The organism is Paracoccus actinidiae (genome assembly GCF_030863885.1).
In the GTDB taxonomy this organism is placed as follows: domain Bacteria; phylum Pseudomonadota; class Alphaproteobacteria; order Rhodobacterales; family Rhodobacteraceae; genus Paracoccus; species Paracoccus everestensis.
In genome coordinates this window covers 1,470,840-1,490,085 of the sequence record NZ_CP132956.1, presented here as the reverse complement: position 1 = coordinate 1,490,085, position 19,246 = coordinate 1,470,840, and the positions used below count along the sequence as shown (strand labels likewise).

At 64.1% G+C, this 19,246-nt stretch carries 20 protein-coding genes; 8 read left to right on the top strand and 12 right to left on the bottom strand.

Translation table 11 applies throughout. The features are described 5' to 3' along the window. Positions 1-6 precede the first annotated feature (6 nt). Both Q5701_RS07530 and Q5701_RS07525 read right to left on the bottom strand, forming a co-directional pair. Positions 7-1,578 carry a Re/Si-specific NAD(P)(+) transhydrogenase subunit alpha gene (locus Q5701_RS07530; protein WP_306754648.1) on the bottom strand — a complete coding sequence of 524 codons (1,572 nt, stop codon included), beginning with the start codon at positions 1,576-1,578 and terminating at the stop codon, positions 7-9. A 176-nt stretch (positions 1,579-1,754) separates the two neighbouring features. After that, a complete protein-coding gene (locus Q5701_RS07525; protein WP_306754647.1) occupies positions 1,755-2,384 on the bottom strand; it encodes a hypothetical protein in 630 nt (209 codons plus the stop codon). A 199-nt stretch (positions 2,385-2,583) separates the two neighbouring features. Between Q5701_RS07525 and pepN the strand changes: the two genes are divergently transcribed. Both pepN and Q5701_RS07515 read left to right on the top strand, forming a co-directional pair. Further along, a complete protein-coding gene (gene pepN / locus Q5701_RS07520) occupies positions 2,584-5,175 on the top strand; it encodes an aminopeptidase N (protein ID WP_306754646.1) in 2,592 nt (863 codons plus the stop codon). Between the two features lie 42 nt (positions 5,176-5,217). Continuing rightward, positions 5,218-6,126 carry a 1-acyl-sn-glycerol-3-phosphate acyltransferase gene (locus Q5701_RS07515; RefSeq protein ID WP_306754645.1) on the top strand — a complete coding sequence of 303 codons (909 nt, stop codon included), beginning with the start codon at positions 5,218-5,220 and terminating at the stop codon, positions 6,124-6,126. Here Q5701_RS07515 and Q5701_RS07510 read toward each other — a convergent pair. Next, positions 6,123-6,983 (bottom strand): D-amino-acid transaminase, encoded by an 861-nt coding sequence (locus Q5701_RS07510; protein ID WP_306754644.1) that lies wholly within the window; start codon positions 6,981-6,983, stop codon positions 6,123-6,125. The two genes, Q5701_RS07515 and Q5701_RS07510, sit on opposite strands and share 4 nt — an antisense overlap. 147 nt (positions 6,984-7,130) lie before the next feature. On the opposite strand from Q5701_RS07510, the gene Q5701_RS07505 reads away from it, so the two are divergent. Continuing rightward, the gene (locus tag Q5701_RS07505; protein ID WP_306754643.1) at positions 7,131-8,087 is read left to right on the top strand and encodes an L-malyl-CoA/beta-methylmalyl-CoA lyase; all 957 of its coding nucleotides are present in this window, start codon (positions 7,131-7,133) and stop codon (positions 8,085-8,087) included. Here the strand turns inward: Q5701_RS07505 and Q5701_RS07500 are convergent. Then, complete coding sequence (locus Q5701_RS07500) at positions 8,084-8,923, bottom strand: TIGR02186 family protein (RefSeq protein ID WP_306754642.1); 840 nt, start codon at positions 8,921-8,923, stop codon at positions 8,084-8,086. The two genes, Q5701_RS07505 and Q5701_RS07500, sit on opposite strands and share 4 nt — an antisense overlap. Then, positions 8,923-9,837 carry a sulfite exporter TauE/SafE family protein gene (locus tag Q5701_RS07495; protein WP_306755367.1) on the bottom strand — a complete coding sequence of 305 codons (915 nt, stop codon included), beginning with the start codon at positions 9,835-9,837 and terminating at the stop codon, positions 8,923-8,925. Before Q5701_RS07495 ends, Q5701_RS07500 begins: the two co-directional genes overlap by 1 nt. Positions 9,838-10,007: 170 nt before the next feature. Between Q5701_RS07495 and surE the strand changes: the two genes are divergently transcribed. The 4 genes from surE (at position 10,008) to Q5701_RS07475 (ending at position 13,016) form a co-directional block, all read left to right on the top strand. After that, entirely contained in the window at positions 10,008-10,820 is an 813-nt protein-coding gene (surE, locus tag Q5701_RS07490; protein ID WP_306754641.1) for a 5'/3'-nucleotidase SurE, read from the top strand. Next, the gene (locus tag Q5701_RS07485) at positions 10,817-11,479 is read left to right on the top strand and encodes a protein-L-isoaspartate(D-aspartate) O-methyltransferase (protein ID WP_306754640.1); all 663 of its coding nucleotides are present in this window, start codon (positions 10,817-10,819) and stop codon (positions 11,477-11,479) included. Before surE ends, Q5701_RS07485 begins: the two co-directional genes overlap by 4 nt. Before the next feature lie 37 nt (positions 11,480-11,516). Beyond that, complete coding sequence (locus Q5701_RS07480) at positions 11,517-12,653, top strand: LysM peptidoglycan-binding domain-containing protein (protein ID WP_306754639.1); 1,137 nt, start codon at positions 11,517-11,519, stop codon at positions 12,651-12,653. 66 nt (positions 12,654-12,719) lie between these two features. Then, positions 12,720-13,016, top strand: a complete 297-nt coding sequence (locus Q5701_RS07475) for a PRC-barrel domain-containing protein (protein WP_306754638.1) — start codon at positions 12,720-12,722, stop codon at positions 13,014-13,016. A gap of 31 nt (positions 13,017-13,047) precedes the next feature. Here Q5701_RS07475 and Q5701_RS07470 read toward each other — a convergent pair whose 3' ends face one another. The 7 genes from Q5701_RS07470 to purC form a co-directional block, all read right to left on the bottom strand. Further along, entirely contained in the window at positions 13,048-14,379 is a 1,332-nt protein-coding gene (locus Q5701_RS07470; protein WP_306754637.1) for a glutamine synthetase family protein, read from the bottom strand. A 4-nt stretch (positions 14,380-14,383) separates the two neighbouring features. Beyond that, positions 14,384-15,208 (bottom strand): ABC transporter permease, encoded by an 825-nt coding sequence (locus Q5701_RS07465; RefSeq protein ID WP_234853059.1) that lies wholly within the window; start codon positions 15,206-15,208, stop codon positions 14,384-14,386. Next, positions 15,205-16,086 carry an ABC transporter permease gene (locus Q5701_RS07460; protein ID WP_234853060.1) on the bottom strand — a complete coding sequence of 294 codons (882 nt, stop codon included), beginning with the start codon at positions 16,084-16,086 and terminating at the stop codon, positions 15,205-15,207. Before Q5701_RS07460 ends, Q5701_RS07465 begins: the two co-directional genes overlap by 4 nt. Before the next feature lie 48 nt (positions 16,087-16,134). Continuing rightward, entirely contained in the window at positions 16,135-16,857 is a 723-nt protein-coding gene (locus Q5701_RS07455) for a transporter substrate-binding domain-containing protein (protein ID WP_306754636.1), read from the bottom strand. Positions 16,858-16,885: 28 nt separating this feature from the next. Then, on the bottom strand, positions 16,886-17,683 hold the full coding sequence (locus tag Q5701_RS07450; protein ID WP_373568624.1) for an ABC transporter ATP-binding protein: 798 nt from the start codon (positions 17,681-17,683) through the stop codon (positions 16,886-16,888). Between the two features lie 81 nt (positions 17,684-17,764). Next, positions 17,765-18,004: a phosphoribosylformylglycinamidine synthase subunit PurS gene (gene purS, locus Q5701_RS07445; protein ID WP_234853062.1), complete on the bottom strand. Its 240-nt coding sequence runs from the start codon at positions 18,002-18,004 to the stop codon at positions 17,765-17,767. A gap of 14 nt (positions 18,005-18,018) precedes the next feature. Next, entirely contained in the window at positions 18,019-18,780 is a 762-nt protein-coding gene (gene purC, locus Q5701_RS07440) for a phosphoribosylaminoimidazolesuccinocarboxamide synthase (protein ID WP_234853063.1), read from the bottom strand. Positions 18,781-18,905: 125 nt separating this feature from the next. Between purC and Q5701_RS07435 the strand changes: the two genes are divergently transcribed. Further along, positions 18,906-19,223, top strand: a complete 318-nt coding sequence (locus Q5701_RS07435; protein ID WP_234853064.1) for a DUF1476 domain-containing protein — start codon at positions 18,906-18,908, stop codon at positions 19,221-19,223. Positions 19,224-19,246 lie beyond the last annotated feature (23 nt).

The window sequence follows — 19,246 nt, the reverse complement described above, 5'->3', positions numbered from 1 at the left end:
GTCCCCTTACGACTTCTGGAACATGGCGAGCATCCGGCGCGTGACCATGAAGCCGCCGAAGATATTAACGCCCGCCATCAGCACGGCCAGCGCGCCCAGCCCGACGACCCACCAGGACCCGGACCCGATCTGCATCAGCGCGCCCAGGATGATGATGGAACTGATCGCGTTGGTGATCGCCATCAGCGGCGTGTGCAGCGAATGGGCGACGTTCCAGATCACGCGGAAGCCGATGAAGCAGGCCAGCACGAAGACGATGAAGTGCTGCATGAAGCTGAAGGGCGCAAACAGCCCGATCAGCAGCAGCACCGCCGCACCCACCACCAGCAGCGTGACCTGTGAGCGGGTTTCGGCCTTGAAGGCTGCGACCTCGGCGGCGCGGCGCTCCTCGACCGTCAGGGCCTTTGGCTTTTCCTTGGGCTTCTGGGCGGCAATGGCCGCGATCTTGGGCGGCGGCGGCGGCCAGGTGATGTCATGGTCGCGCGTGACCGTGGCGCCCCGGATCACGTCATCTTCCATGTTGTGAAGGATCACGCCGTCCTTCTTGGGCGTCAGATCGGTCAGGAAATGACGGACGTTGTTGCCATACAGCTCGGATGCCTGGGCGCCCATGCGCGACGGGAAATCGGTATAGCCGATGATCGTCACGCCGTTTTCCGTCACATGGCGTTCGTCGGGGATGGTCAGTTCGCAATTGCCGCCCCGTTCGGCCGCAAGGTCCACGATCACGCTGCCGGGCTTCATCGCCTCGACCATGTCGCGGGTCCACAGCTTCGGCGCATCGCGCCCGGGGATCAGCGCGGTGGTGATGACCACGTCCATCTGCGGCGCAAGCTCGCGGAACTTGGCAAGCTGCTTATCGCGGAACTCGGGCGAGGAAGGCGCGGCATAGCCACCGGTCGCGGCCCCGTCCTGCGCTTCCTCGAAGTCGAGATAGACGAACTCGGCGCCCATGGATTCGATCTGCTCGGCCACCTCGGGGCGCACGTCGAAGGCATAAACCTGCGCGCCCAGGGAGACCGCCGTGCCGATGGACGCAAGACCCGCGACCCCTGCCCCGACAACCAGAACCTTGGCCGGCGGTACCTTGCCCGCCGCCGTGACCTGGCCGGTGAAGAAGCGGCCGAAGTTGTTCGCGGCCTCGATCACCGCGCGATAGCCCGCGATGTTGGCCATCGACGACAGCGCATCCATCTTTTGCGCGCGGCTGATGCGCGGCACCATGTCCATCGCGATGGCGGTAATGCCCTGTTCCTTGGCAAGGGCCAGCATCTCGGGGCTTTGGCCGGGATAGAAAAAGCTGATCAGCGTCTGCCCGGGCTGCATCTGCCGGATTTCGGCATCCGAGGGCTGGCGCACCTTGGCCACCACATCGACCGACCGGATCAGATCGGCGGAACTGGGCTGCACCGTCACGCCTGCGGCACGATAGCTGTCGTCCGAAAACCCGGCCCGCGCCCCCGCGCCGCTTTCAATGAAAACCTCGTGCCCCAGCTTCATCAGATGCCCGGCAGAGGAAGGAGTAATCGCGACCCGCGCTTCCCCCTCGAAACCTTCCTTCAACGCGCCGATCTTCATGGCTGTGTTGTCCCCCGCTCGCTTCATTTTGGTCGCACGACTGATAGCACCGCGAAATAATCTTTCACAAGTCCGTGCATCACCTGTTCAATACGAATGTCTTGGGACGGAAAGCCGCAAAAGAAAACGCCCAAGGCCGAAAGACCTTGGGCGCCAGCTTCAACGTAAAGCCTCGATCAGTTCGCAGGCGCGGGGGCTGTGGGGGCCGGGGTCGTACCGGTCGCAGGTGCTTCTTCGACCGAGATCGCGTCATCCACGGCCTCGCCCGCATCGCTTGCGGCATCGGCTGCGGTCTCGGCTGCGCTGTCCGCTGCAGTGCTGGCGGCATCGGCTGCATCTTCCAGCGCGGTGCCAGTGGCATCGGCTGCATTGTCAGCTGCCGAAGCTGCACTCTCGGCGGCGCTTTCAGCAGCATCGGCTGCATTTTCGGCCGCATCCTGGGTCGCATCGGCTGCATTGTCCGCGGCGTTTTCCGTCGCCGTGGCGGCGCTGTCGGCTGCGGCCTCAGCATCGTCGGCCGCGGCTTCCGCATCGGCTGCGGCATTGCTGGCCGCGTCGCTGGCAGGCGCGTCGGTCGTGGTCACGGTTGTTGTGTCGCCATCGACTGCCACCGTGTCATCGCCTGTGAAGCGTTGAAGCACGAAATACGCCAAGGCCAGTGCCAGCAGGACGCCGATGATCAGCGGCAGCGGCGAAGAGCGACGTTCGACCGGTTCGACATAGGTTTCATTGCGAACCAGCGGATCAACGGGACGGGCGGGATCGACAGGCCGGGTACGGTTCGGGTCGTTCGGATCATGGGTCATTGCTGGCCTCCAAAGTTCTGTGTTGAGACACCGGTTTCAGTGTCGCGTGCGGTGTGTCCCGCCTGTCGCCCGCCGTCAATTCGATCGGTCGGACCATCGGTGGTACCAGCCGACTTGCGACCCGGCCTTCATGCGACTAACACCTTGGTCAAGATCAGGTTCCGCCAGCCGGAGCAGCTTTCTTCATGCCGAGGATGCGATGACCACGACCCAAGGGCAAAATGTGCAGCTTCTTGCCGATTATCGGCCCTATCCCTTTGTTTTGTCGGCGACACGCATGGGATTCAGGCTTTCTCCGACCGATACGCGGGTACGCACCGAACTGTCGCTAGCGCCGCGCGATCACGAACAGTCCGCGGACCTGGTTCTGGATGGCGGCAAGGCGGTCAGGCTTTTGTCGCTGACCATCAACGGCACGGCCCCTGACCCCGCCCATGTGACGCGCAGCGACGAAACCCTGACGATTGCCGCAGCCGCCCTGCCCCGCCATCCTTTCCTTCTGGAAACCGAGGTCGGCATCGACCCGTCCGCCAATACTGCTTTCGAAGGCCTGTATATGTCGAACGGCCTGTTCTGCACCCAGTGCGAGGCCGAAGGGTTCCGGCACATCACCTTCTATCCCGACCGTCCCGACGTGATGGCCACGTTCCACGTGACCATCGACAGCGATTTGCCGGTGCTATTGTCGAACGGCAACCCGGTCGGCCAATCGCAGGGCCGCGCGGAATGGCACGATCCCTGGCCCAAGCCGTCCTATCTGTTCGCGCTTGTCGCGGGCGATCTGGTGGCCGTCAGCGACAGCTTTACCACCCGGTCGGGGCGCAGCGTGGCCCTGAACGTCTGGGTCAGGCCGGGCGATCAGAACCGTGCGGGGTTCGCGATGGAATCGCTGATCAAGTCCATGCGGTGGGACGAGGATGTCTATGGCCGCGAATACGACCTGGACGTGTTCAACATCGTTGCCGTCGATGACTTCAACATGGGCGCTATGGAAAACAAGGGGTTGAACATCTTCAACTCGAAACTGGTGCTTGCAAGCCCCGAGACCGCGACCGATGGCGACTATGAGCGCATCGAGGCGGTGATAGCCCATGAATATTTCCACAACTGGACCGGCAACCGCATCACCTGCCGCGACTGGTTCCAGCTGTGTCTCAAGGAAGGCCTGACGGTTTTCCGCGACCAGCAGTTCACCGGCGATATGCGCAGCGCGGCAGTCAAGCGGATCGAGGATGTCCGCGCCCTGCGCGCCCGACAGTTCCGCGAGGATCAGGGTCCATTGGCCCATCCCCCGCGCCCTGATCGGTACGAGGAAATCAACAACTTCTATACCGCGACCGTCTATGAAAAGGGCGCCGAGGTGATCGGGATGCTCAAGCGCCTTGTGGGCGATGACGGCTATCGCCGCGCGCTCGATCTGTATTTCGACCGTCATGACGGCGATGCAGCCACCATCGAGAACTGGTTGCAGGTTTTCCAGGATGCGACAAGCCGCGACCTGGCCCAGTTCAAGCGGTGGTATACCGACGCGGGAACGCCCCGCCTGACCATGACCGAGGATTGGCAGGGGGCCGAGGCTGGCGGCACCCTGGTCCTGACCTTCGCGCAGGACACGCCGCCCACGCCCGGCCAGACCGAAAAACTGCCCCGCGTGATCCCCATCGCCCTGGGTCTGATCGGTCCCAACGGGAATGAGGTCGTGGCCACGCAGGTTCTGGAAATGACTGAAAGTCGCCAAGCCTTTGCCTTTGACGGGCTGGGTGCGCGTCCCATGGTATCCGCCCTGCGCGGATTTTCCGCCCCCGTGATTCTGTTGCGCGACCTGGACGACGCGACCCGCGCCTTCCTGCTGGCCCATGACACCGATCCCTTCGCCCGTTGGGAAGCCGGACGGGAACTGGCCCTGTCCGCCCTGATCGCGGCCTCGCAGGGCCAGGCTGCGGGCGACGATTATGTGCGATCCATCGGGCGCCTGATCGCCGACGATACCGCCGACCCCGCCTTCCGCGCCCTGTGCCTGACGTTGCCGGGCGAGGAAGAGATCGCCACCCGCCTGTCTGCAGATGGCATCACCCCCGATCCCGATGCGATCCACGCCGCGCGCGAATCCCTGGCCCATCAAATTGCCAAGACCCATCTGGATCTTTTGTCGCGGCTCTACGACGACATGACCGTGGACGGCCCCTATCGCCCCGACGCGGCGGACGCGGCGCGCCGTTCGCTGCGCAATGCCGTGCTGGCGCTGCTGAGCCGCATTGACGGCGGCGAACGGGCCGAGGTTCTGTTCGGCATCGCCGGAAACATGACCGAGCGCATGGCGGCCCTGACAGCCTTGCTGCGGCGCGGACGCGGACAGGCGGAACTGGCTGCGCTGCATGATCAGTTTGCTGACAACCGTCTGGTCATGGACAAGTGGTTTGCGATCCAGCCCATGGCCGCGCGCCCTTCTGACGCCGCCGCTATCGCCGGCGCATTGTCGCAGCGCCGGGATTTCGACTGGAAGAACCCCAACCGCTTCCGCGCCCTGATCGGCGGGCTGTCGGGCAACCATGCCGGTTTTCACGCCGCCGACGGCTCGGGCTATGACTTCGTGGCCGAATGGCTGATGCGCATGGATCCGGTCAACCCGCAGATCGCCGCGCGGATGTCCACCGCGTTCGAAACCTGGACCCGATACGACGCAGGCCGCCGTGCCAAGGCCTTGGCCGCATTGGAACGAATCGCCGCCGTCGAAGGTTTGAGCAAGAACACCCGCGAGATGGTGTCGCGGATGATCGCTGCAGGCCGGTGATGCCGCTTGCAGGCACCCAGGCAGCGGGGCAGAAAGACCGGAATGACTGACCGTGACGCCATTGCCAAGGCCGAGATGCAGGCCCGTCTGGACCCGCTGATCGCCGAGCGGGCGCCCTGGCTTTACTCCGGCAAGCCCCATCACCGGCTGGCGAAATGGGCGATGATGGGCCTGCTGCGCTATCCCACCACCCTGCGCCTTGGTGCCGATTTCCGTGACCTGCCCACGATCGAGATCATGCGGCGCATGACGGACCTGATCGTCCGCGATGTCCGGGTCGAGGGGATGGAGCATATTCCCGCGACCGGCCCGGCCTTGATCGTGGCAAACCACCCTACCGGCATCGCGGACGGAATCGTCGTTCATGCGCTGATGTCGCAACTGCGCGACGACCTGTTCATCTATGCCAACCACGACATGATCCGCGTGCTGCCGCAGACTGCCGATCTGATCGCAGGCGTGGAATGGCGCCTGGAAAAGCGCAGCCACGCCAAGACCAAGGCGACGATGGATTACACGCGCGAGGCATTGGCGGCGGGCCGGATCGGCTTGATCTTCCCGTCAGGCCGCCTGGCGAAACGCCACGGTCTGACGCTGCACGAACGGCCCTGGATGGCAAGCGCCGCGATGATCGCGCGCAAGTTCGGCGTGCCGATCATTCCCATGAACATCCGCGCCCGCAATTCGGCGCTGTTCTATCTGCTGGACGCGATCCATCCGACGCTGCGCGACGTGACACTGTTCAACGAGGTTCTGAACAAGCGCCGCCAGCCATACCGCATCACGGTCGGTGCCCCCGTTGACCCCGCCACCCTGCCCAAGGGCGAGGACACGATCAACGTCCTGCGCGACATGGTGCTGGCCCTGCCCGCGCCGGGGCCGGATGCCGCGCGCCTGATGCAGGATCGCAGCGGCGCGCGGCTTGTGCGCGGGTCCGAAGGGCTGGCCTAGATCGCGGCCTTGCGGCTTTCTTCCAGATAGATCTCTCGCAGCCGCGTGGCGACCGGACCCACCTGCCCCGTGCCAATTGCCGCCCCGTCGATTTCCACGACCGGCATCACGAAAGCCGAGGCCGAGGTGATGAAAGCCTCATCCGCACCCTGAGCTTCCTCGATGGAAAAGCTGCGTTCCTCGACCTGCATCTGCGCCTCGGTGGCAAACCGCAGCACAGCGGCGCGGGTGATGCCGTGCAGGATGTCGTTGGAAAGCGCGCGGGTCACGATGGTGCCGTTCTTGACAATATAGGCATTGTTGCTGGTGCCTTCGGTCACCTTGCCATCCTCGACCATCCAGGCGTCGTCCACGCCGCGGGCCTTGGCCTCCATCTTGGCGATGGATGGGAACAGCAGCTGCACCGTCTTGATGTCGCGGCGTGCCCACCGTTGATCTTCGACACTGATGACCTTCCAACCGGTCCTGGCGGCGGGCGCATCGGCCAGTCCGGGCTTGGACTGGGTGAACATCACCACCGTGGGCCGGGTGCCTGCGGGGGGATAGGCGAAATCGCGATCCCCAGGGTTGCCGCGCGTCACTTGCAGATAGATCATCCCGTCGGTGATCGCGTTCTTGTCCACCAACGCGCGGAAGGCCGTCAGGTAATCGTCATCCTGCAGCGGATTGTCCATCGCCAGTTCGGACAGCGACCGCTTCAGCCGCACCAGGTGGCCGTTAAAATCCAGCAGCTTGCCATTCAGGACGCTGACAACCTCGTAGACACCGTCAGCCATCAGGAACCCCCGGTCGAAGATCGAGATGGTGGCCTGATCCTCGGGCAGGTAGTCGCCGTTTACATAGACCGTGCGCGTCATGGTGTCCCCTTGTGTTCAGCGGTTGTGGCAGCGGTCCTGCGCCCAAAGAACCGGCGCGTCAAGCCAAACCAAACTGCGGGCTTGATGCTGCAGGTGCGAAACAATATTGCTTGCTGCAACGCAAATCTTTTCGGAACGGATCCTTGCATGAGCTTTCGCCCCCAACCCTTGCCGCCTGCCCGCCTGAACCGCTGCCAGTTGTTCGGCCCCGGATCGCGGGAAAGCCTGTTCGAAAAGATGGCGAAATCCGCCGCCGATGTTGTCAACCTGGACTTGGAAGACTCGGTGGCACCAGACGACAAGGACCGGGCGCGCCAGAACATCATCCAGGCCATTGGCGACATCGACTGGGGTGACAAGACGCTGTCGGTCCGTATCAACGGACTGGACACGCCCTTCTGGTATCGCGACGTGGTGGACCTGCTGGAACAGGCCGGTGATCGGCTGGACCAGATCATGATCCCCAAGGCCGGGAGCGCCAGCGACATCTATGCTGTCGATGCCTTGGTGACGGCGGTCGAACGCGCCAAGGGACGAGCCAAGCGCATCGATTTCGAGGTCATCATCGAAAGCGCCGCAGGCATCTGCCATGTCGAGGAGATTGCGGCATCGTCCCCCCGGATGCAGGCGATCAGCCTGGGCGCCGCCGATTTTGCGGCCTCCATGGGGATGGCGACGACCGGCATCGGCGGGACGCAGGAAAACTACTACATGATCCGCGACGGTCAGAAATACTGGCCCGATCCCTGGCATTGGGCGCAAACCGCCATTGTCGCCGCCTGCCGCACCCACGGATTGCTGCCGGTCGATGGCCCGTTCGGCGATTTCAGCGATACAGACGGTTTCGTCGCACAGGCCCGCCGGTCTGCCACGCTGGGCATGGTTGGCAAATGGGCAATCCATCCCAGCCAGGTGGCGCTTGCGAACGAGGTGTTTTCGCCCAGCGACGCCGCCGTGACCGAGGCGCGAGAGATCCTGGCCGCCATGGAAAAGGCCAAGGCCGAGGGCGCGGGCGCCACCGTCTACAAGGGCCGGCTGGTCGACATCGCCTCGATCAAGCAGGCCGAGGTGATCGTGCGGCAGGCGGAGCTGATCGCGGGTTAGGGACGGCGCAGCTTTCTGAAGGCGGCGGACGCGCCCCAGCCTGCAAAGACCGCCACGGCCAGAGACATCAGCCCGTAAAGAAACGGCTGGTCAAAGGCCAGCCGATAAAGCCAGCGTTCCAGTCCTACCTTGCGCACATTGATCGGGGCCACGAACACGTCGATGACCTGCCCATCGCGCAGCAGGAAGATGCGGGTCTTGTAGGCCCCCTCGACCAGGTTGGCGGGCAGGCTGACATCGGCGCGGAACAGGGTCTGGTCGATCAGCGACACGCTGCCTTCGTCCAGGCGATACAGCCCCTCGTCTTCGCGGATGCGGATCAGCGCCTCTGTAAAGGGAACGGCGCTTTCGACGGCGATCTGGCCCGCAAAGGCCCGCATGGCATGGGACAGGGATATCCGATACCGGCTGTCCCATTCGGGCAGCAGGATATCGTCCAAGGCGGCCGATGTGGCGACCGCATAGAAACCGGGCGCGGCGCCGATCCTGACGGCTTCGGAATTGACCCAGATCCCCGCCTTGCGTTCCTTGCGCCATACGGTGACGGCACTGGACGGGGCCTCGACCGTGACGATCACCTGCAAGGGCGGGCCGGATGGGATGGGGGCTTCGCGCTTTATCGCGCCATAGATCAGGATGTCCGATCCGTTGAAGCTGGCCGTGATCGCCACGCTGTCGCTGGACAGGCCCGCCACCACGCTCTCGGCCGGGGGCGGTTCGGCAACAGGCGTGGCCTGGAGGGGCAAGGCATCGGCATTGCCCTGCGGCACCGTTGATTGCGCGCTTGCAGTGCAGGCCAGGACCAGCATCATCAGCGCCGCCATCCGCATCCGCATCAGCCGATCCCCGGCTGGATGACGTACAGGTCGTCGGGCGTCAGGAACAGGTCAAGCGCCAGCTTGCCGCAAACGGCCAGCACCAGCAGCGCCAGCAGGATCCGCAACTGTTCGGCCCGCAGCCTTGCACCGAGCGTGGTGCCGAACTGTGCGCCCACGACCCCGCCGATGATCAGCAGCACCGCCAGCATCATGTCCACGGTGTTATAGCTGACCGCGTGCATCAGCGTGGTAAAGGCAGTCACGAACGTGATCTGGAACAGCGACGTGCCGACCACGACCCGGGTCGGCATCCCAAGCAGATAGATCATCGCAGGCACCATGATGAAGCCGCCGCCCACCCCCATGATCGCGGCCAGCACCCCCACGGCCACCCCCACCAGCAGCGGAGGAAAGGCACTGATATACAGGCCCGAGGTACGGAACTTGATCTTCAGCGGCCACCGATGGACCCAGTTGTGCTGATGCAGCCGCTTGCGATGGCCGGGCTTGGACGATCGGTGCAGGGCGCGGATGCTTTCCTGCAACATCATGGCGCCAATCAGGCCCAGGAACACGACATAGCAAAGCTGCACGACCAGATCGACCTGGCCCACCTGCTGCAGCAGGGTAAAGACCCAAACCCCCATCCAGGATCCCATAAGCCCCCCCGCCAGCAGCACGCCGCCCATCCTGAAATCGACGCTCTTGCGCTTCACATGGGCCAGAACGCCCGAAACCGAGGATGCGACGACCTGGTTCGCGCCCGTTGCCACGGCAATGGCGGGCGGGATGCCGATGAAGAACAACAGCGGCGTGATCAGGAAACCCCCGCCCACGCCGAAAAGCCCGCTCATCAGTCCGACAAGCCCGCCAAGCCCGATCAGCGTGAAGGCGTTCACGGATACTTCTGCAATGGGAAGATAAATCTGCATGACCCGCGCGCCGGTTGCGTTGGCGGAAAGGATGCAACGGCCCGGCAGTCCCGTCAAACCGCTTTCGGGCATCGCTGGCCCCTCTGACGCTTGAAGCGGGCGGGTCGCCCGGCTAAGCAGGAACGAAGACGTGAACTGACGCTGCCGCAGCGTCCAAGAACGGCCGGAAGATGCGCATATTGATCACCAATGACGACGGCATCAACGCACCGGGCCTGGCGGTTCTGGCGGAAATCGCCGCAACCCTTGCCGGTCCCTCGGGACAGGTCTGGACGGTGGCCCCGGCATTCGAACAATCGGGCGTCGCCCATTGCATCAGCTATTCCCATCCGACCATGGTCGCGCGCCTGGATGAACGCCGGTACGCGACCGAGGGAAGCCCCGCCGATTGCGTGCTGGCCGCCCTGTGCGACATCATGACCGATGCGCCGCCGGACCTTGTGCTGTCGGGCGTGAACCGGGGCAACAATTCGGGTGAAAACGCCATGTATTCGGGCACGATCGGCGGCGCGATGGAGGCCGCGTTGCAAGGCCTGCCCGCCATTGCCCTGTCGCAATACCTCGGCCCGCAGACATCGGCGCTGGCCGATCCGTTCGAGGGCGCGCGCCAGCACGGCGCGGCGGTCATCCGCCGGCTGCTGGATCATGGCGACTGGACCTCGGACGCGGATTTCCGGCTGTTCTACAACATCAACTTTCCGCCTGTCCCCGCGGCAGGGGTGCGCGGCACCCGCGTTGTCCGCCAAGGACGCAGGCAGGGAACGAATTTCAGCGTCGTGCCCTATACCGCGCCCAACGGCCGCCGCTTCATGTGGGCGGCCGGCGGGGCGCAGAATGCCCCGGCCCAAGCCGGCACCGATGTGGCGGTGAACCTGGACGGCTTTATCTCGGTCACCCCGATGCGGGCCGATCTGACCTGCCATGCCTCGCTGCAAGACATGGCGGATCTGTTCGACGATACCTCGAAGGCAGAGATGCCATGACCGAAGGCCCCGACGGCAACGACGACCCGGCCGAGCGCAAGATGCGCTTTCTGTTCCAGTTGCGGTCGCGCGGTGTGACCGACCCGCGCGTGCTGGCGTCGATGGAAAAGATCGACCGGGGCCTGTTCGTGCGCGGGCAGTTCGCCGACCGGGCCTATGAGGACACCCCCCTGCCCATCCCATGCGGCCAGACGATCAGCCAGCCCTCGGTCGTTGGCCTGATGACGCAGTCGCTGAACCCCGGCGCTCGCGACACCGTGCTGGAGATCGGAACCGGATCGGGATACCAGGCGGCGATCCTGTCGGGTCTGTGTCGCCGCGTTTATACCGTGGACCGCCACCGCCGCCTTGTGACCGAGGCCGAGGCGATCTTTCGCCAGCTCGGCCTGTCGAACATCACCGCGCAGGTGGCCGACGGATCGCGAGGCTTGCCCGATCAGGCGCCCTTTGATCGCATCCTTGTCACCGCCGCAGCCGAGGATCCGCCGGGGCCGCTGTTGGCACAGCTGAAGATCGGCGGTATCATGGTTGTGCCGGTGGGACAGTCCGATGCGGTCCAGACGCTGATCCGCGTGACACGGACGGAAGCCGGCTATGACTATGACGAATTGCGTCAAGTGCGATTTGTGCCGCTGGTCGAAGGGTTGGGACCGACATGACCCGGATCTGCGGCATGGCAGGTTAAGGACGACGGAAATGAGCAGGACTTTCAGACAAGCCGCCAGCCTCGGGGCGGCTGCCTTGCTTCTGGCTTCGTGCGGGGCGACCGGGTTTGACCCCGACCTGCGCGGCTGGATGCCTGGCGCATTGACCACTGCTGACGCCGCCGCCCGCGCGGCACCCCGCCCGCAGCCCGATGATCGGGGCGTGATAACATTCCCGACCTATCAGGTCGTCGTGGCCCGCAATGGCGATACGGTTTCGACCGTCGCGTCCCGGCTGGGCATCGATGCCGCGCGGCTGGCACAGCACAATGCCCTGCCCGCCAACGCCCCCTTGGCCGCAGGGCAGACACTGGTCCTGTCGCAACGCGTGACAGGCGGGGGGGCGGCAGCGGGTGGAGCCGCGTCGGGGGCCGTGGCAGACCCCTTTGCGGGCCAGCCTGCCCGGCAGGCGGCACCTGCGGCTGCAAGTGCTCCCAAACCTCAGGCCAGTCCTGCCAATCCGGCGCAGCACGTCGTCGCCTCGGGCGAGACGGCTTGGTCCATCGCGCGCAAATACGACGTCAGCGTGCAGGATCTGGCAACTTGGAACGGGCTTCCCGTGTCGATGACGCTGCGGGTGGGACAGCGGCTGATCGTGCCGGTCGCGGGCCAGAAGGCCCCCGATCCGGCGGTGGTCACGACCGCGCCCGGCACCGGCAGCCCGACCCCGCGCCCGCCCTCCGCCGCGCAGCCCTTGCCTTCGGAAACGACCATTCCTGCCGCCGAACCCGGCCCAAAGGCACCAGCGACCGATCTGGGCGCGACCCGGACCGCAGCGTCCACGGGGGGGCGGTTCCAGATGCCGGTGTCGGGCTCGATCATCCGGGTCTATGAAAAGGGCAAGAACGACGGCATCGACATTTCCGCCACCGCCGGAACAGCCGTCAAGGCAGCGGGCCGCGGCACGGTTGCGGCCGTGACAACGGACACGTCCGGCGCGCCCATCGTCGTGGTTCGCCATGACGGCAATCTGATGACGGTCTATACCGGGCTGGACGCCCTGGATATAGCCAAGGGCGACAGCGTGTCGGCGGGCCAGTCCATCGGCACGGCAGGCCGCGGCGGTTTCGTGCATTTCGAGGTTCGCCAGGGCTTTGACAGCGTGGATCCCGAAAAATACCTGAACTGACCTGACGGAACACCCGACCGTCCCAGACGTTGGCCCGACATGATCAAGGCTAACGGAGGATAGGACATGGATCATTCCGAACATCCCCGGCTGTTGCCGGATGAGATGACCGATGCCGTGCTGACGGGCGCAACCGTTTACGGCCCCGGCGACAGCACGGTCGGCACCGTATCCCATGTGCATGGGTCGGGCAGCAGCGCGCAGGTGGTGATCGACGTGGGCGGGTTCCTGGGCATCGGGTCCAAGCCCGTGCTGGTGCCGGTATCGGATCTGGACGTGATGCGCGACGGCGACGGGGTCGTTCACGCGGTGTCGCGCTGGACAAAGGACGATTTGAAGGCTTTGCCTGAACACCGGGACTGACGCGAAAGGCGGCGGCTTTCCCGCCGCCTTTTCAAACGGTGTCCAGATACAGTTCCACCGTTTCCTCGTCCGAAAGTTCCGCCATGTAGTGCAGTTCCTGGCGCTTGGTCATGACAAAGTTTTCGATCAGGTGGGCAGGAAAGATGCGGCGCATTTCAGGACAGGTGTCGAAGGCGTCAATCGCCTCGCCCCAGCTTGCAGGAAGCTGGGCCAGGTTCTGGTCATAGGCATTGCCCCGGAACGGCGCAGGCGCCTCCAGCCGGTCCAGGATTCCGTTCAGCGCCGCCCCCAGGATCGCGGCCACCGTCAGATAGGGGTTCACGTCGCCCCCCGCCACCCGGTGTTCGATGCGGCGCGCCTTTGGTCCCGATGACGGAATACGGATCGCCGCCGTGCGGTTTTCATACGCCCAGCCAATGCCGGTCGGCGCATGGGCATTCGGCACCAGCCGGTCATAGCTGTTTTCATGGGGTGCAAACAGCAACGTCGATCCCGGCATGGCGCGCAGGCAACCCGCAACGGCATGGCGCAACTGTTCCGTCCCCTCGTCCCCGCCATTGTCGAAGATGTTCTGCCCGTCCTTGTCCAGAATCGAGAAATGCATATGCATCCCGTTGCCCGAAAACGTCTCATAGGGCTTGGCCATGAAGCTGCCCGCGAATCCATATTGGCGCGCGATGCCCTTGACCAGCATCTTGAAGAACCAGGTGTCATCCGCGGCCTTGAGGGGATCGGCCTGATGCATCAGGTTGATTTCGAACTGGCCAGGCCCGGCTTCGGAAATGGCTGTGTCAGCGGGGATGTCCATGCTTTCGCAGGCATCATACAGCGTGGTGAAGAACTGGTCGAAGGCATCCAGAGCGCGCAGGCTCAGCACTTCGCCCCCCGTGCGGCGCTTGCCAGAGCGCGGGCTAGGGGGGACGCGCAAATGGCGCCCTGAATCGTCGATCAGGAAGAATTCCAGTTCCGTTGCCACGACGGGTGTCAGGCCCGCCTGGGTATAGCGTTCGACCACGCGGGCCAGGGCCTGGCGCGGATCGCCTTCGTAAGGGCGGCCATCGGTATGAAACATCCATAAGGGCAGCAACGCCGTCGGCGCATCCAGCCAGGGCATGGGCAGGAAGCCCCGTTCAGTGGGCAGCAGCAAGCCGTCCGGGTCACCGATCTCGAAAACCAGGGGGCTGTCCTCGACATCCTCGCCCCAGATATCCAGGTTCAGGACGGAATATGGAAACTTGGTTCCTTCATCAAAGACCTTGTGGGCATAGCGCGCAGGGATGCGCTTGCCGCGCGCCACGCCGTTCAGGTCGGCTGCGGCCACGCGGATCGTCTTGACCTCGGGATGTTCTTTCAGCCAGTCCATAACTTCACCGGATCACTTGCGGACGATAACGGATGCGCCCCACGGCACCGGGCAGGTGGCGGTTCAGGCGCCGGTTCACGATGCCGAACAAGCCGATGAGCGCAAGGGTCGACAGGACGAAATAGCCTGCCACGATCGGATAGGCGACAAAGGGGTTGAAGGTCTGGCCCGCGAAATAGCTGGCATAATACAGGCTGTCGCCCCGCTGCTGGAAGGCCGGGAAGCCCGAAAAGAACACCAGCGTGGTGGCATGGAACAGGAAGATCGCCTCGTTCGTGTAAGAAGGCCAGGCCAGCCGCAGCATGGTGGGCCACAGGACGCGGCGGAACCTGGTCCAGCCCGTCATGCCGTAAGCCTCGGCGGCCTCGATATCGCCCTTGGGCACTGCCATCAGCGCGCCGTGGAAAATCTGCGCGGAATAGGCGGCGGTGTTCAGCGTCAGCACGATCAACGCACCGGCCCAGGCTTTCGCAAGCCAGCTTGTCGCCACCGTCATGCCGAAGATTTCGATGCCCGCGCGGGGCAGCAGCACCAGGGCCTCGTAGGCCAGGAAGAACTGGATGAACAGCGGGCTGCCCCGGAACAGGAAGATGAAGGCGTCGGCAGGCTTGCGCAGGAAGGGGTTCGTGCTGGTCTTGGCAAGGGCAAGGGCAGTTGCCAGGAAGAACCCGAACAACAGCGCGAAAAAGGCGAAATACAGGTTCCAGATCAGGCCCGACCCGATCAGCGTCACCTGCTGGCACAACGTGAAATCGCTGCGCGGCAGCAACCGTTCGCCAATGCCCAGCGACCGCAGGCCATAGTCGATGATCGTCTGCGCGCAGGTCATGCCACGCCTGCCTTGCGCTGCGCCTCGCCGGCCATGGTCGCCTGGCCTGCGGACAGGCGCCGGATCACCCGGTCCAGCACCCGTTCCGACACCCAGGTCATCAGCAGATAGAAGACCAGCACCGCGATGAAGTAATACAGCCGCCAATCGGGATGGGGATAGGCAAAGGACCGTGTCTTGGCACTGCCCAGTTCCCGCGCCCAATAGACGATATCCTCGATTCCCAGCAGGAACAGCAGGGGCGTGGCCTTGATCAGGATCATCCACAGGTTCGACAGCCCCGGCAGGGCATAGGTCCACATCTGCGGCACCAGGATCCGGCGCGACACCTGCCGAGGGGTCATGCCATAAGCCTCGGCCGTTTCCAGTTGCGCGCGCGGAACCGCCTGCATCGCGCCATAAAGGACATTCGCCGCAAAGGCTCCGAAGACCACCGAAAAGGCGATCACGGCCAGCGACATGGCATAGATGTCGTGGACCCATTCCGGGCTGGTTGACAAGGGCAGCTTGGCCGCCGCGCAGACAACGAAATCATTGCCCTGCCGCACCGGGGCGTCACTGTCGCACAGCGCCTTGTGGCGCAGCCATTCCAGCCCCTGGTCAAGCGCAATGGGCACGAACAGGAAGAAGACGATATCCGGCACCCCCCGCACCATTGAGGTATAGATCTTGCCCAGCCAGCGCAGCGGCAAGATCCGCGACCGCGACGCCATTGCCCCGCCATATCCGAACAGCAGCGCAATGGGGGCAGTGATTGCCAGTAGCAGCAGCACCACAAGGAAGCTGGCATAGAACAGCATATGCGTGCCGGTCGTCAGATAGCACGACAACCACGCAAAACCGTCCAGCACCGAAGGGTCGCTGCAATAGGAAAACATTCGCCTGTCCCGTTGGCCGCCGCAGGTGAACCCCGCGGCGGTATCAGATCATTCGTAAGTCTGCGCGTCGTCGCCGAAGTGCTTCTTGATCAGCGCGTTCAGGCTGCCATCTTCCTTCATCGCGGTAATGGCCGCATCCAGCTTTTCGCGCAATTCGGTATCGGACTGGCGCAGGCCCACGCCGATGCCTTCGTCCAGGTTCACCTGCTCGCCCACGAAGACCAGATCGTTGCTGTCCTCGACAAAGGGACGCATGACCTCGTGGTCGCCAAAGCCCGCGTCGGCCTCGCCGTTGCGGATGGCGGCAAGAACCTGGTCGATGTTGGGAAATTCCAGCATCGTCGCGCCGGTTTCGGCGACATGGGACGCCTGCACGGTGCCGGTCTGCACGGCAACCACGCCGCCCTCCAGATCCACGCCATCCTGCAGCGCGACATAGGACGAAGGCGCGGGCGGCAGGTAATCCTGGGTAAAGGCGATGACCGCCTTGCGTTCCTCGTTGATGCTCATCGCGGCCATGATGGTGTCATAGTTCGACGACACCAGGTTCGGGATGATCGAGTCCCAGTCGTTCTTGACCCAGGTGCAGTCCAGTTCGGCCCGCTTGCACAGCTCGTCGCCCAGTTCGCGTTCAAAGCCCGCGACCTCGCCCGCCTCATTGATGAAGTTATAGGGGGGGTATGCGCCCTCGGTCCCCATGCGGACGGTCTGGGCCATCCCCAACCCGGCGGTCAAGGCCAGGGCGGTCGCGGCAAGCAGCAGTTTCTTCATTCTCAAACACTCCTGTTGGTCGTCTTGTTCAATGCGCCAGGGAGGCGCTGAGGAATTGGCGCAGCCGGTCGGTTCTCGGCGCGCCGAAAAGCTGGTCGGGCGGGCCTTCCTCGGCGATCAGGCCCTGGTGCAGAAAGACCACATGATCGCTGACATCGGCCGCCAGGCGCATATCATGCGTCACGATGATCATGGTGCGGCTTTCGCCCGCCAGATCCTTGATGACGCGCACGACTTCCTGCTGCAACTCGGGATCGAGGGCGCTTGTCGGTTCGTCGAACAACAAGGCCTTGGGCTGCATGCACAAGGCGCGCGCGATGGCGGCGCGCTGCTGCTGGCCGCCCGACAGCTGCGCGGGCCAGGCTTCGGTCTTGTCGCCGATGCCCACCTTGTCCAGCAGCATCCGGGCGCGGGCTTCGACTGCCGCACGGTCTTCGCGCAGAACGGTCACGGGCGCCTCCATGACGTTTTGCAGGATCGTCATGTGGGACCACAGGTTGAACTGCTGGAAGACCATCGACAGGTTGGTGCGGAACCGCATCACCTGCGCGCGGTCGGCGGGCACGCGGGCCATGCCCTGCCCTTTCCACCGCACGGCTTCGCCTTCAAAGCTGAACTCGCCCGCCTGGCTGTTTTCCAGCAGGTTGCAACAGCGCAGCAGGGTGGATTTGCCCGAACCCGACGACCCGATCAGGCTGACCACATGGCCGCGCGGCGCGGACATGGACACGCCCTTGAGCACCTCGACCGATCCATAGGCCTTGTGCAGCCCCTGGATCTGGATCACGGGGGCGGCGTCCTTCGGTGCGGCTTTATCGTTCATCATCGGCGCATTGGGCGATAATCCCGGCGCTTTTGCAACGGGGTCTGCAGGGCAACCTGACGATAAACGCAGGTTGCCGCTGCGTCAGACGATTTCGACCGAGTATTTCTCGATCACGGTATTGGCCAGCAGGCCTTCGCACATCCGCGCAACCTCGGTCCGGGCGGCGTCGGCATCGGTCGCATCCAGATCCAGCTCGATCAGCTTGCCCTGGCGCACGCCCGAGACGCCCCGATGGCCCAGCCCGCCAAGCGCGTGGCGGATCGCCTCGCCTTGCGGATCAAGGACGCCATCCTTCAGCATGATCGTGACGCGGGCTTTCATGGTGGCAGTCCTTCCTAGTTGATCGTGGCCGACTTCAGGCTGGTCGTGTTGGCGGGCATCAGGCCCAGGCGCCGCGCAACCTCGGTATAGGCGTCGGTCAGGTTGCCCAGGTCGCGGCGGAACACGTCCTTGTCCAGCTTCTGGCCGGTCTTCATGTCCCACAAACGGCAGCTGTCGGGGCTGATCTCGTCGGCGACGATCAGGCGCATGAAGTCGTTGTCCCAGACGCGGCCGATCTCGATCTTGAAGTCGATCAGCTTGATCCCGACGCCATAGAAGACGCCAGATAGGAAGTCGTTCACCCGCAGCGCCAGCGACACGATGTCGTCCAGATCCTGCTGGGTCGCCCAGCCAAAGGCGATGATGTATTCCTCGGACACCATCGGGTCGCCCAACTCGTCGTTCTTGAAGCTGTATTCGACGATGGGACGGGGCAGCAGCGTGCCTTCCTCAAGCCCCAGGCGCTTGGAAATGGATCCTGCGGCGAAATTGCGCACGATCACTTCCAGCGGCACGATTTCGACCTGGCGGATCAGCTGTTCGCGCATATTGATGCGGCGGATGAAATGGTTGGGGACGCCGATATTCGTCAAACCGTTCATGAAGAATTCGGACAGGCGGTTGTTCAGGACGCCCTTGCCCTCGATCACGGCCTTTTTCTGCGCGTTGAAAGCGGTGGCGTCATCCTTGAAGTATTGGACCAGCGTGCCGGGTTCGGTGCCTTCGTACAGGATCTTCGCCTTACCTTCGTAAACTTTCTTCCGGCGCGGTGCCATGGCGGCGTCCTTTCGCATGTCCCTTATCCCAAGCGCCTTACCCCACAAGCGGCACCGGGGGCAATACAAGGCTTGCAAGCGCCCGTGGGCGGGCTAAGATCCGGGCAAATGGACTGGAGACTGCAATGACCACCTTTGACGACCGCGAACGCGGTTACGAGGCGAAATTCGCGCATGACGCCGATCTGCGCTTTCGGGCCGAGGCCCGCCGGAACCGCCTGCTGGGCGAATGGGCGGCAGGGCTTCTGGGCAAGACGGGCGACGATGCCCGGACCTATGCAATGGCGGTGGTGACATCGGATTTCAGCGAACCGGGCGACGAGGACGTGTTCCGCAAGCTGGAGGCCGATCTGGCCGGGCTGGCCGATGCCGCGACGATCCGCGCCAAGATGGCTGAACTGGTGCACCCGGCTCGCCTCCAGGTGCTTGAAGAAAAAGAATAGGCTCCGGGTTCGGGCACGGGGCG